Below are 13,927 nucleotides of genomic sequence, written 5' to 3'. Positions count from 1 at the left end.
CTTAGTGAGGATGGTGCGTAAGAAATTCGGCAATAGGTGATGCGGGTGGCGTGGTGTCCATGCCCATCAGCCATGCGCGTGTGGAACCTTCCATGTAACCGGGCGGTGCGTTGCCGTGGAGCGGTGTGGGCTGCGGTGCAGGGCGTTGCAGGCCGATCCAGAGTAGTAAGGCTGCGGCGAGGGCTACGGCAACACGTGGCCAATGCCCTCTCATTCCATCCCGGCGTGTGGCCATACGCCGGACATATCTGTCCGTTCTATCGGCGGGCGCTTCACGCGCATTCGCCCGGTAGATGGCGATAAGGTCGTCGATCGAGTCGTCGTTCATCGCCATGCCTCCAGCGCGTCGCGCAGTCGTGCCTGTGCATATCGCAGGCGACTCTTGACCGTTTCGCGGGGTACGCCTGTCGCGATCGCGATCTCTTCAAGTGTCAGGTCGCCTTCGGCTTTCATCAGGAAGGCTTCGCGCTGTGGTAACGGTAGTGCCGCCACGGCATCCAGTAATGCCTGACCGAGCGCATCGTCATGCGCGTAGCGTTCCGGTGACGAAGCCATGGCGATTTGCTCGGACATCTCGTCGCCGTCGCCTTGCCAGTCGGGTGCGTGTCGGCTCAGCGTCCGCCAGCGATCCGCGGCACGTCGATGGGCGATGGCGAAGAGCCATGCCGCAAACGATGTCTTCGTGTCGTAGCCCTGCCGTCCGCGAATCACCGCGCCCCATACTTCCTGAAATACTTCTTCGGCTTCGCTGGGTCTGCCTGCGAGGCGGAGTGCATAGCGGTGCAGCTTTTCCCGGTAACGCTGATAAAGAACGCCGAAGGCAGCACCGTCGCCGTCGCGGTAACGCGTCATGCAGGTTTCGTCGCTTTCGTGGGTCAGCGGCGGGTGAGCGAATCGACCTTCGATGACCGATAGCGCCTCGGCGAATACATCGGTCCAGCTGGCGGCAAGGGTATGCATCGGTGGCCTGGCTTCCAATCCGGGGTGGGTTACATCGTATTCGCTGGAAAGGGCGGTTTGGGGTTAGGCTGGATAGCTGGCCGATGGCGGATCGCAATTAGTTACGTTGACAAGATTCTACGAATGGGCATAGATTCATGCGCTATCGACGCAAAGTCGATACTCAGGGGAAAGGGAATGTTCTGTTGCTTCGCTGTGGTGGGGTTAGCGTATCCGTCCGTTCGTTCCAGCGATTTGCGCGTAACCGCGCGAAGTCCGTTACGAACTTAAGCTCCACCGACGCGTAACGGCGGAATATCCGCGTTCGCATTCGTCAGAAACGCGGCCCTTGGGTCGGCGTAATCAGTTCCAGGGGAATCCATCGATGTCGCCTACGTATCGTCGTGCGCGTGTGATCGCGCGCGTGCTCATCTGCCTGCTTGCCGCGGCTGCGCTGAGTCAGGGGGCTTTTGCCCAGACCGCCACGTCCTCGCCCGAAGACGAGTACAAGAAACTCATCAAGGTCGACGAAGAGATTCAGCCGTTGGGCGAGAATCCCTTCGGCGAATCGGTGAATGTGTATGACGGCTCGCTGTCGTTTCACGTTACCGACATCAGCATTCCCGGTACGGGCCCGACGATAACGATCGGCCGTACGTTCCAGGCGGACGGCGATGCCGAGATACGCAAGGACAATGCGGCGTTCGGCGACTGGGATATCGATATTCCGCGACTCTCGACGCTGACCAGCGCTGCGGGCACGATTCAGCAGGGGCCGAATCAGATCGGTTGGTTGGTCAATTCCATCGCCCGAACCGACCGCTGCACGAATTTTCGCGAACCGCCCGATTTGCGTATAGGGCGTCCGGGGACCGAGGATCTTCCTCCCGACAAATGGTGGAACCAGGGGTACTTACTGCGCATTCCGGGTATGCCCGATCAGGACATTCTCGCGCGCGGCCCTACCAGTCAGTCCGCTCCGCAGATGTCGGGCATCAATTTCGTGGGCGTGTCGAAAGGCAACTGGAATGTCGGTTGTCTGTCGGCTACGGCTAACGGCGAGGCTGGCGAAGCGTTCCTTGCGGTGGGGCCCGATGGCAGCAAGTACTGGCTGAACTACCTCGTGTACCGTTCGACGCGTCCCTTTAAGGTCGCGCGCGACATCGGCTTCATGATGGCCACGCGTGTCGAAGACCGCTTCGGCAACTGGCTTACCTATTCGTACGATGCCGGAAAGCTCAGCAGCATCGATGCGAACGACGGCCGCCGGGTGACATTCGGATATACCGCCGACGGTAAGCAGATCGCGCAGGTGAACGTTGTCGCGGGCGGTGCGACGCGAACGTGGACCTATAGTTACGTGCCGAGCGCGTCGGGTGCCTCGTTGACGCATGTCGGCCTGCCCGATGGAACTGCCTGGGACTATGCGTTCCAGGACCTGACCTTCAATGTCAAGACGTTTACGAAATATCGGCACTGCGTCGATCCGGATCTCCCGGATGGTTCGCTGGTGAAGACGGGAACTGTCTCTGGACCCTCGGGGGTACAGGGTACGTTTGAGGCGCGTCCGACACGTCATGGACGATCGGGCGTCACGGAACAGTGCGATATCCCGAACGGTCAGCCAACCGCGAACGCTTATGAACTGATCCCACGTTATTACAACAACCTTGCACTGACTCGTAAGGTGATTACGGGTGCGCAGCTGGGTAGCCAGCAGTGGACCTATAGCTATCCGGTCGCAAATGCGACCTGGGCGTCGCAATGCACCGGTGGCTGCGATTACACCACTTATAGCGACGTTACCGATCCATCCGGAAATACCACACGCTACGTCTTCAGCAACCGCTTCGATGCGACCGAAGGCAAGCCGCAGCGCACGGACTATTACGCTGGCGCCGTCGCTGGAAGCCCCGTTCGTACGGAGGCATACACCTATGCGAACCCCACGCAGGGACCGTGGCCGACCAGCTACGGCTATAACTTCAGCATCTATGCCAACAGTGGGAAGGTTCAGCAGGAAATCCCCCTCGTGAACCGCGTCATCCATCAGGATGACGACAACTACAGCTGGCAGGCGCAGGCATTCGACAGCTTCGCGCGCGTGACGCAAGTGACACGATGGAGCAACGCCAGCCCTTCGATTACCGAACGCACGACCTACTACGACGACCTCTCGCATTGGGTGATCGGACTGCCGTTGCAGACGGACAACCTGACTACGGGCGAGACGGTCAGTCGCAACGTCTACAACCCGGCGAATGCCACGCTGACGGATCGTTATCGTTTCGGTCAGCACCTGATGAGTTACTCGTTCGACGGGCAAGGTCAACTCGGTACTTTCACCGACGACAATGGTCACACCACGTGGCTGCAAGACTACAAGCGCGGCATTCCGCAGACGATTAAATACCAGGACGGTACGACGCAGGCGCTGGGTGTGGACGACTTCGGCCAGATTGCCTGGATCAGGAATCAGCAGGGAAGCATGACGTCCTACGGTTACGACGCCATCGGCCGGGTGAGTCGCATCGATTATCCGGGTGGCGATACGGTGGCATGGGCGCCGAAGACTTTCAGCTATGAGTACGTCGGTGCCGAGCGTGGTATTTCGGGCAACCACTGGCGCCGTACCGTCCGGCAGGGCGACAAGGCGCAGGTAACCTACTTCGACGCCATGTTGCGCCCGATTCTGAGCGGTACCTATCGCAATAGTGACGGTGCCTGGCATGTCGCAGCTCGTACCGATTACGACTGGCAAGGTCACAAGACCTTCCAGTCCTCTCCGGTCAATGGCGCACAAGACCTGGTCAACATCGGCGCAGGCGTGCTGACGTGGTACGACGTCATCGGTCGACCAGTCCAGTCGTTGCAGCATTCCGAGCTGGGCGATCTGGTCAGCCATACGGCGTACCTGTCGGGTTCGCGCAAGCGGGTGACCGACCCGAAAGGCAACGTCACGACCACGGCGTATCAGGTCTTCGACCAGCCGTCCTACGACAACGTCATCCGCGTCGACGCACCGGAAGGCATCGTCCAGACTATCGACCGCGATCTCTACGGCAACCCGCGCTGGATCGATCAGGGCGGCGTACGCAAGTACATGTACTACGACGGCTACCACCGTCTGTGTCGTACGTTGGAACCGGAAAGCGGCAGCGAGGTGATGGATTACGACGCGGCGAACAATCTGGCCTGGAGCGCTTCGGGTCTGGCCATCACCGATGGCGGGGCCGATGGTTGCGGGCGCGGGCAGGTGAGTGCCGCTGCAAAAACCATCCGCGGTTATGACGTAATGAACCGCGTGACCTCGGTGGTGTATCCCAGCGGCACCGACAGCAGCAGCTTCACCTATGACGTTCTCGGCAACCCCGCGACGGCGACCTCCGGGTTTACCTCGTGGACCTTTGGCCGCAACAAGCTCGGCCTGCTGACCGCGGAAGTCCTGAACGTCGATGGTTATCAGTGGTCGCTGGGCTACGGCTACGATGCGAATGGTGCGCTCAGCACGGTACTCTACCCGGACGGCAAGATCGTGCCGTACAGCCCGGATGCACTCGGCCGGCCGACCCAGGTCGGCGGTTACGCCAACAGCATCAGCTACTTCCCCGATGGCGACCTCCAGTCGTTCAACCTGGGCAGCGGGGCGAGCTATCTGGCGCAGAAGAATCTGCGGTACATGATCAGCAACTTCAGCTACGGCGCGGGCGGTGCGATCGGGGTCAGCGAAGACTTCGCCTACGACGCCAATGCCAACGTCAACCGGATCACCGATCTGACCAATGGCGGTCAGCGCACGAAGGTGATGGGCTACGACGGCCTTAACCGTCTGACCAGTGCGACCGCGAGCAATCTGTGGGGCACGGAAAGCTACACCTACGACACGCTCAACAACATTCGCACGCTGAGCAACAGCGGCGGCACCAATGTCTACAACTACGACGGCAATAACCTGCTGGCGTCGGTGACCAACGGGGCAGCCACGGTCCACAGCTTCCAGTACGACTCGCGCGGCAACACGGTCAACAAGAACAACGTCGCGCTGACCTTTGATCAGGCCAACCGGCTGACGGCGATTCAAGGCAAGGGCGCGTATCTGTACGACGCGGCCGGGCGGCGGGTGAAGAAGCAGTCGACGGTGGATGGCACCACGACGTATTACGCGTACAACAGTGCCGGGCAGTTGATGTTCGAGTACGACCCGGTCGGCGTCATGGGGAAGGACTACATCTACCTCGGCAAGAAGTTGGTCGCGTCGGCGAAGATCGATATGGCGATACTGAAGCCGTCCCAGGTCAACGTCACGTTGACGTTGGTGGGTGTTCCCACGTTGTCCGCCGACGGCAGCACGGTCAGTGTGACGGTGGACATCGCCAACAACGGGACGGTCAAGTTGTCGTCGGCCGGTCGCATCCCCGTGCATCTTGGGGCAAGGATGTTCAATCTTGCGGGGGCTGACATGGACCTGGGTCTTCCCCGGGCGAATATTCCCGACATTGTGCCGGGAAGCCACGCCACAGCGACCATTGTTCTTCCTGCAAGCAAGGTGATCGGCTCGGGTTATTTGCTCCACGTCGAGCCGGTCCAGGAAGGCGTGTCCTGGTTCGATAATTGGGGGACGCGTCCGATAGTCGTCGGCCCCTTCTCGCCGTGCGCCTTTACGACCATCTATCTGTGCAACACGGAGTACTCGCTCCAACCCAATGAGTACGCATCGACATTGACGTTGTTGTCCGGCCCCACGCTTTCGGCGGACGGGCAAAATCTCACGGCTGTCATCGACGTGGCCAACAGAGGCACGGTCATACTCACGGCCCGCGGGTCGAAGCCGGTCAATCTGGGGACCCACTTTGCCGATGCCGCTGGCAACGTTACCGCGCAGGATGTGACCCGCGCGGGACTGCCGGATGTGTTGCCCGGAACGCATGTGGCGATGACGATCTCGGTGCCTGCCGCGGGCGGCATGGGAGCCAACCGGACGATACAGTACGAGCTTGTGCAGGAGGGCATCGCCTGGTTCCAGAGTGCGGGCTATCCGCCTCTTAGAACGACGCCGATTGGCGTACTGACGGCGCCTGCGCAATCGAGCAGTTCAAGCTATACGGTGCAGTGGACGGCGGTACCCGGTGCCAATAACTACGTATTGCAGGAGCAGGTCAACGGCGGTGCCTGGGCGGCGGTCCAAACGAGCGCTGCGACCTCATGGGGTGCCAGCGGGCGCGGTACCGGTACCTATGGCTATCGCGTTCAAGCGTGCAACGGTACAAATTGTTCGCCGCCGGGTCAGGCCGTAACGACCGCCGTACTTCTGCCGCCACCGGCGCCGGGATCCATCAGCGTGCCCGGCACCGCTTCCACCAATGTGTCCATCTCCTGGTCCGCTGCGCCGACCGCTACCTCCTATGTGGTCGAACGCACGACCGATGGCAACTGGGCTCAGGTGTATGCGGGTAACGCAACATCGGCGACCATCGGGTATGGTGGCAATGGCGTGGACTACACGTACAACTTCTACTATCGGGTAAAGGCGTGCAACACGGGTGGCTGCAGTGGATACACCCAGTCGAGTCTTGTCTTCACCACTATCCCGCCAGTTGCTGCGCCGGGCATCTCCGGTGGCGGTATCAGCAATAACGGTGCGTACACCATAGGTTGGAATGGGGTGCCGGGTGGTGCGTACTACACGTTACTTGAAAGTGCCAACGGTGGCGGTTGGACCACTGTGCAGCAGAATGGTGCGGGCAATTGGTCGGCCAGCGGTCGCAGCAACGGTAGCTATGTTTATCAGGTGCAGGCATGTAACGCCGGCGGATGTGGGCCGTGGAGTGGGCAGGTCGGCGTAACGGTGGCGCTTATTCCCATCCCCCCTCCGAACGCGATCATTCACGACGTCATCGTCAATCCGAAGCGCGAGAACCGCACCCTGACCTGGGACCCATCACCGGGTACGACGCACTACCAGGTAATGAACTTGACGACCCAGCGCATGATCTCCGACAACACGACGCTACAACGATCCATCAATCTCGAGTCCGGCGCGCCGGGCACGCTTCCCTATCACAGCTTCCAGGTCCGCGCGTGCAACGACGTGGGCTGCTCGGCATGGGTGATTCCTTTCGATGACTAATGATTCGATGGAAAAGGGGATGCACTTGGCGCGTTTGGGGCAGGGTGTGATCGAGAGCGTATGCGGTGGCGTGCTTGGAAGGAATGTGCGATGAAGGCGTTGAATTTCGTAGTTGGTTTGCTTGCCTTTGTCTCGTTAGCATCAGCAGCGCGTGGCGAAGAGGTCACGTACTACCTGACTAATCCGCAAGGCACTCCGTTGGCAACAACGGACGCGCAGAACAACATCACGCGTCGGTTGGATCAAAAGCCCTATGGGCAGGGCGTGATCGATGAGGAAGCGGGGATAGGATATACGGGCCATGTGATCGACGGCGAAACAGAGTTGGTCTACATGCAACAGCGGTACTACGATCCGACCGTGGGGATTTTCCTTTCGATTGATCCCGTTGGTGTGGACGTTGCCTCCGGTGCGCACTTTAATCGCTACAACTATGCATACAACAATCCATATAGATATACCGATCCAGACGGGCGATGCCCGATGTGCATCGGCTTCCTGATCGGTGCGGGCATAGAGGTGGCCATGCAGCTGGTGACGCAAGGTAAGGTTGATAACTGGACGGCCGTAGGCGTATCGGGTGCTGTGGGCGCGATTACGGGCGGGGTCGGCAGCTTCGCCGGCAAGGCCGCAATCAGTGGAACTATCACCGCTACGCGGGCCGTGACAACGACCGCATTGGCGGGCGGCGCCGCTGCTGCTACAGGTAAGATTGTCGAAGGTGAGTTGACTGGAAAGCCCGCTAGTTCAAAAGAAGTTGCTGTGGCGGCCGCAGCGGGTGCTGTAGGCAGTGGGGCTGGTGCTAAAGCCAGTCTGGCTGGTGTGGCAAGACTTGAGACAATGGCTGCGCGTAGTGATATCGCGGGGCAGATCGGTAGGACTACTCAAGCCGCTGTCCAGCAGGGTGGGAAGATCGTAGAGCAAACGAGCGGTGCTGAAAAAGCTGCACAGACCACCGTAGACGCGGTAGCAAACTACGCGGAAAAGAAAGCGAATCAATAGGTATCATCGAGGAGTGAACTTATGAGGCCATGGCTTGCTGCCTACTTGCACGTCGCGTTGCGCATGGGGTTGTTTAGCATCCCTCCGGCACTTGCATATTGGTTGATATCCGATCTGAAAACCGCATTGAAAGTATTTCTGATTTTCTTTGTGGCTAGTCAGCTCCCTCTCGCGTGGACTTATCGAAAAGAACTACTAGCTATCTACAGACAAAGAAGATAGGCAGGAGCGAGGTACTTGCTCGCCATGAGTATCAAGATATAAATCCAGGTTTGATGAGAGTAACGATAGTACTGGTCAGCCGTCTGTCGATAGCGGCGTGCGGCGATGACTATGAGCGCGTTACGGCGGAAGAGATGGCTGGAGCGCTATGTGTTCCCAACGCCAATGTGGTCACGGCACCACTCTGGGTAACGACCAGGGTCGCACCAGATGCCGGAGGAGTTGTATTCCGGGGATGCGAGTCAACTGATCCTGATAATTGTTCCATTCCGGACGAGGTGTCTTCGGGCGTGGTCATGTCTAAGACGAAGTTCACCTGTTGGGCATGAAAGGACTTTGGAGAGAAGGCCTTCTACAAGGCGGCTTCGAATGCCGAGCTGGAAGCAGGTTCGTACCGAGTCGTTACCGGCAGTGCGGAAAAGGGTGGGAGCATTCTGGCGATTACCATAGCCCCGTCGGGTCAGAAGTTGCTGTACTGGAAAACCAACGTTCGTCATCCGAGAAGGCCTCACTTTCGGACGGCGACCTTCTGCTGGCTAGCTGTGAGTGGAGCGTGTTAGAAACCAGTCCCGCTGTTGTCGAGACGGGGTACATGTGCCGTCGAATGATGAATGCTCCGGATTACGCGTTGAGCTATTCGTTTTCGCGAACACAAATCAGCAGCGAAGGAATCGCCGATCTGGATCGCCGGCTCGTAGTAGCCATCGGCGCATGGCGCTGTAAGGGCGGTCGATAGGCCTGTATTTGCCTTCAGCCAATTTGGATTTTTCAGTGGACGAAGGGAAGTACTGCGCCCAGGTTTTTCCGTATTCTCTGTCGGTACAAGCATAAAAGAGGACCAATGATGCACATTGTTCTAATGATCATCGCGTGGTTGTTTTTTTTCAGTCTCGTAGCTTATCTATTTTCTCTGAGTCGACTATCGATCCGATTTCGGTTGGATCCAAATGTTATGACTGACGCGCAAAAGCAACCGGGCATGTTGAGCGCGCCTGCTCAAATTCGTTTGTTGAAAATGATTTTCTGGCCTGGGGCTTTGCCAGAAATTTCTTTTCACGTACATAGGGTTCTGATCGTTTCTGTGCGAGTATCTGGAGCCGTTTCCTTTATTCTCTTTTTCACGATTATTTCCGCGATATTTCTTGGGGCATACGAGTAGCGGAATGAGATGCGGGTGGACCTTGAAACCGCCTAGCCATATGGAGATTGATCGTGAAGATTTTTCTTATGCTTCTTATTTCGCTCTCGATCACATTTTCTGAAACTGTGTTTGCGGCAGACCTTAGTCTTCAAATCATAGTCGAGCCACATACGGGAAAGTTGCATGTTCTTCTTGTGAATTCATCTGGCGATACTATTAGGGTAAATCGCGGGTTCTCGATTGCTCCCCTTATCGGAACGCTTGAATTCGATATAACGCACCAGGGGAAAGCCATGGCACTTCAGGCGTTGGTGAATCCTCGAACTGTCGATCAGTCGTTCTATGTCGATCTGTCCCCAGGGGAGATTTCGGGTCATGTATTCGGTATCAACCATGTTTCGCAGCTATATGGCTTGCGTGCGGGGTATTACGAGCTTTCCGTTAAGTATGAAGACAATAGTGCTTCGAAATACCGAGCCATTGCTGGTGTTTTTTTGTCGAAGCCCATCCGGCTATGTGTTGACGATAAGGGTGAGGTTGGCGGCGATCCGTCAGGCATCTCTGACGGAAAGCAGGCCCCGGATCAGAGTAATTAATGCTTCGTTGACCGACTGCGCGAAAGAAGAAAGAAGAGAAGGTGAATGATGTATCAGCGAATCATTTTGTCCGTGGTTTTTGCGTCCATATTTACGACGCAGCTGGCTGTGGCTGCCACTGACGAGATTCGGACAACATGCTGGGTCCGCGACCATGCAGATAGTCTGCGTGGCAAGGTTGTGACCGTATATGGTGATTTGGTGGGCGGTGGGGTCCATGGAACTGTAATAATTTCACCACGCTGTGAAGGCAAGGGTGTTTCCTTGGTCATAAGTAACACCAAAGGAGATATGGGGTTGGCAATGCTGGATGATTCGCTGATGCGACTTGGCGCAGTGGGTACGGCGTTCAAAGACATTAACGTTAATATTTCCGGACATATAGGGCTGTCTAAAGGCGAAAATCCTCACTTTTTGTTTTATGTTGATACTGTGAATTCCATGACAATCAAATATCCATCGAAGGATATCGAGGTAGCCCATTAGCCTGGTAAAGTGAATTTCCAGCCATTCATATCGCCGACCTTGGCGGTTGTGATGACGACGGATACTCCGCTGATGAGGCGCCTGGACGTGAGGATGGGCAATGAAATGCATAGGCTGGTATTCTTTCTGTCGCTTTTAGTTGCAGTGTTGCGGCGGATGCCGTGGCTAGTGAATATTTTCATCGTAACGGCGTTGGTCATTATCTATGTTTGCTTATGGTGGGCGCGGTTTCTGCGGGCATTTTTCAAAAATGGTGCATTAATGGGCATCGTTTGTGGTTGCGTCGGACATTAGTATTTATAATTGCGGAAGTGATTGTGGCCACGCTGCTGCTATGGCGAGATTGATGCGGCTTTCGCAAGATTCGAAAGCCTCGGGATCAGAGTAATTAATTCATCATTGACCGACTGAGCAACGGAAGGCTAGGGGCGAGCTCGTGCTTCATGCCAATCGTAACCTGAAAGATGGCTTGATCTAGGTGGTTATTACTGGCTGGCTATGGCGGAAAATTACTTCGTTTTTGAGCTGGCTACTCCGGGGCATAAGGCATTGACACATCATGCCTTGTATCCGTAAATTCTTTCGATGCCGGCGTGGGCCGGTACTTCCGGGGGAAGGGGAATGTTCTGCCGCCTCATGGTCACGAGGGCGCATTCATAGTGCGGACTTCGCCGGTTACGTGCGCCGTGCTTTCGGCGTTGACGATCTGTCTTGTCTCCTGCGCCACGGTGAAAGCTCCGGTGGCGGCTGCGTCCGTGCCGGTAGCGAGTGCTCCCGTCGAATGTAATGTTTACCTGCGGAATGCGTGTTTCCGGTTTGAGGAGGGACAGTCTGTCGTCGCCTCGTCGCCCGTGGATTTCTATCTTTACAGGGTTCAGCTTGCCGACAATGTTCGGGCGACGATCTACTATGGCCGGCATCCGAACACTAAGCTGACTGATCGGAGTATCGAGAGCAATTGCAGCAAAGTGAGCGCCGCCAGATGCATTATCCAGGTGGATGCTCAGCGCATCGAAGCTCTCTATCAGGTTGCATCGCAGGATGAGTCCATGCATCTGACGATACTCGTTGCTGATGGCTCCGATGAAAAACTAGCTAAAGATTTCATCAGCACGTTCAGGGCATGCGAAACGAATGATCGCGGCGTCGAGTGCTCTCCTGGGGAACTGTTCGATACGACGAAATATCATCCGGCCATCCCGCGTCGGTTGCGATAGCGAACACAAAGGCAAGCTGCTCGTATGCCGTTTTACAACATCCTCATGGTGGCGGATGGTCTATCCGTACCATCGCCTTCCGGCGGAGATCCCATCATCGGTTTCTTTGCTACGCGCCGAGTCTTTGGCCGCGACGAACGCAGTGTGCGCGAGAAGGCATTGATACTTATCGCTGCAGAGTGGTTCGGCGGCTCTTATGCTGGTCAGGGGAATTCCGACAATGCGTCATTTCAGATCGAACGGTGCAGCAAGTTGCCTCTCCACCGTGCACCGTTCTTCAATCCAAAAGGGTACACCTTTTTTTCGCAGGACTAAATGTTCCGGTTCTTTCTCTGTTGTATTCATTGCCGACGATCGAGATTGTTCCAAAGTCGTGTTCAGGCGTCGGTGAATCCGGGAGCGATCGACCGGTCGTTCTTTGTGGATCTGGCACCGGGCCTGATTTTGGGCAGATATGAAGATATTTATGCCTCAACGTACGGATCCATACCGATGCGTTTTCGTCATCTCCTATCCATTTGCGTGTTGATGGTGAAGGAGGAATGAAGCGGTAAGGGTTTGCCTTGTGGAGGGCCTCATGTTTTGGAAAAGAATCGGACGATATGAAGCGGGACTACACTCTTCTGTATGCGTGCATGTCCTCTCTTTGCGGACTCGCGGTCGTGACGTCGTGTCCGCAGTTCTGGCAGCCGATGCTGGTTCTTATGGTGACGACTGTTCTTTCCTGCCGGCTGTTTCTTCAGCCGAAAAACCGAAGAAGGTACGTCTATGTTGCCGCGAGTCTGGGAGCGGGCGGTTTACTAGTGGGTCTTTGCTTTAGAACAGGAACGCATCTGACGGCAATGGGATCTTTCATATCGTTCTTCCTGGGTGTTACTGCCCTTATCGTCAGTTGGCAGCTTTTCAAGGCGGAAGAACCGTCCCCGGAGGGTGGTGAAAGCTCTGGCAATGAAGGCTGACGTGACTGTGGCTGCTTGCCATGCCCGCGATGAAGGTGTCGTGGTCGGTGCGTCGAGCGCCGATTCAATTCTTTGGGGAATGACGGTGCTCCCGCTTCTCGGGGTCATCGCGCTACTGGACCTTGCATGGATGATCGCATTGGTCTGCACGGCGAGAGGACGCATTTTCTGGCAAGGATGGTTGATGGTGGTTTTGTCGCTATCGATCTTGATCGTAGCGGTCGCATACGACAATCACAGGTATCGATCGGTGACTCATCTGTCGAGCGACGCCAGATGACCGGAACGATATTGCGTGGACGCGGTCGACGGGGTTGACGCCAGCTGTCAAAGCTATGCCTTCCGGAGAACATGCCCTGTGAGATTGTTTTTCTTCGTATGGGTGATGCTCGCCTTCCTTTGGGCGGGATTGGCGTATGTGTTTTTCCGCAGAACTGCCACGATCCTGGGCGACAAGGAGCCACGCGATTTTTTTGGTTTCAACGACTCGTCTTACTTCATGAAGTTTTTCCTTGGCCTTCGTTCCGTCCCATCCGGTGGATATCTAAGTACGTTCATCGCGTTGCTTCGGGTGGGCTATGTACTAAGTATTTTCGCACTATGTGTCTTCATGTATTCAGGGTTCACCTTTACCTTCCAGATGCATGGATGCGACGAGTGTATTGTGGCGCCTGCTGACCAACCAGTTATGTTCTGGTTGGTCTATCCAACCGTACTGATGGCTCTCGTGTACTGCCACCTGGCGTACGCTTTTGTTGAAACGATGGATTTCATTTGCGACGACATCGATGATCAGCAGGTATCCGGTCTGGCGGGAACGTTGTATACCCTGCGTTTTGTCGTGGGCAATCGGACGCTTCCGGAAGGCGGTCCTCGCGCTATGCTTCTCGGGCTGCGTATCGTCCTTGGGCTCACGGTCGCGGGAGTCATAGCAGCAATCTGGTACGCGAACTTGCCGAGATGATCTTCAGGTGTCCTGGAGGCTGGAAAGCTCGTATACAGAAAGTCTACGTTGTGCACCACGAGCACGAAACGCAAAGCCTCGAAGATGAGTCGAAGCTCATCGGCATCTATGCAAGCTGCGACGATGCCGAGTGCGCGTTCGATCGCGCAAAGTTACCTCCGGTTGCGGTTATCCCAAGGTCTTCGTCGTCAGTGAATACGTTCCTGGTGAAGACCACTGGGTCGAAGGCTACTTCACCTGGACTCCTGAAGCCCCCTGAACGGGCTTTCAAAAA

General features: G+C 56.5%; 10 protein-coding genes. 8 read left to right on the top strand and 2 right to left on the bottom strand.

Annotation, left to right across the window (positions count from 1 at the left end):
* Position 1: 1 nt before the first annotated feature.
* Positions 2–328: a hypothetical protein gene (locus tag AC3IR3_RS17460; protein WP_489193999.1), complete on the bottom strand. Its 327-nt coding sequence runs from the start codon at positions 326–328 to the stop codon at positions 2–4.
* The gene (locus tag AC3IR3_RS17455; protein WP_489193998.1) at positions 325–960 is read right to left on the bottom strand and encodes a sigma-70 family RNA polymerase sigma factor; all 636 of its coding nucleotides are present in this window, start codon (positions 958–960) and stop codon (positions 325–327) included. The genes AC3IR3_RS17460 and AC3IR3_RS17455 overlap by 4 nt, the downstream gene beginning before the upstream one ends.
* A 364-nt stretch (positions 961–1,324) precedes the next feature.
* Between AC3IR3_RS17455 and AC3IR3_RS17450 the strand changes: the two genes are divergently transcribed.
* From AC3IR3_RS17450 to AC3IR3_RS17415, 8 genes are all read left to right on the top strand, one after another.
* Positions 1,325–7,066 carry a hypothetical protein gene (locus tag AC3IR3_RS17450; RefSeq protein WP_489193996.1) on the top strand — a complete coding sequence of 1,914 codons (5,742 nt, stop codon included), beginning with the start codon at positions 1,325–1,327 and terminating at the stop codon, positions 7,064–7,066.
* A 90-nt stretch (positions 7,067–7,156) separates the two neighbouring features.
* Positions 7,157–8,068: an RHS repeat-associated core domain-containing protein gene (locus tag AC3IR3_RS17445; protein WP_489193994.1), complete on the top strand. Its 912-nt coding sequence runs from the start codon at positions 7,157–7,159 to the stop codon at positions 8,066–8,068.
* Positions 8,069–9,502: 1,434 nt separating this feature from the next.
* Positions 9,503–10,027, top strand: coding sequence for a hypothetical protein (locus AC3IR3_RS17440; protein WP_489193993.1), 525 nt, complete (start codon positions 9,503–9,505; stop codon positions 10,025–10,027).
* A gap of 45 nt (positions 10,028–10,072) precedes the next feature.
* Positions 10,073–10,513 (top strand): hypothetical protein, encoded by a 441-nt coding sequence (locus AC3IR3_RS17435; protein WP_489193992.1) that lies wholly within the window; start codon positions 10,073–10,075, stop codon positions 10,511–10,513.
* 686 nt (positions 10,514–11,199) lie between these two features.
* The gene (locus tag AC3IR3_RS17430) at positions 11,200–11,730 is read left to right on the top strand and encodes a hypothetical protein (RefSeq protein WP_489193989.1); all 531 of its coding nucleotides are present in this window, start codon (positions 11,200–11,202) and stop codon (positions 11,728–11,730) included.
* A 24-nt stretch (positions 11,731–11,754) separates the two neighbouring features.
* The gene (locus AC3IR3_RS17425; protein WP_489193987.1) at positions 11,755–12,045 is read left to right on the top strand and encodes a hypothetical protein; all 291 of its coding nucleotides are present in this window, start codon (positions 11,755–11,757) and stop codon (positions 12,043–12,045) included.
* A 618-nt stretch (positions 12,046–12,663) separates the two neighbouring features.
* Entirely contained in the window at positions 12,664–12,969 is a 306-nt protein-coding gene (locus tag AC3IR3_RS17420) for a hypothetical protein (protein WP_489193985.1), read from the top strand.
* Positions 12,970–13,047: 78 nt separating this feature from the next.
* Complete coding sequence (locus tag AC3IR3_RS17415) at positions 13,048–13,653, top strand: hypothetical protein (protein ID WP_489193983.1); 606 nt, start codon at positions 13,048–13,050, stop codon at positions 13,651–13,653.
* Positions 13,654–13,927: the final 274 nt, after the last annotated feature.

Source organism: Luteibacter sp. GL_149, from assembly GCF_057834065.1.
Note: the sequence above shows the minus strand (reverse complement) of the source record. Positions and strands in the feature narration are given on the sequence as shown.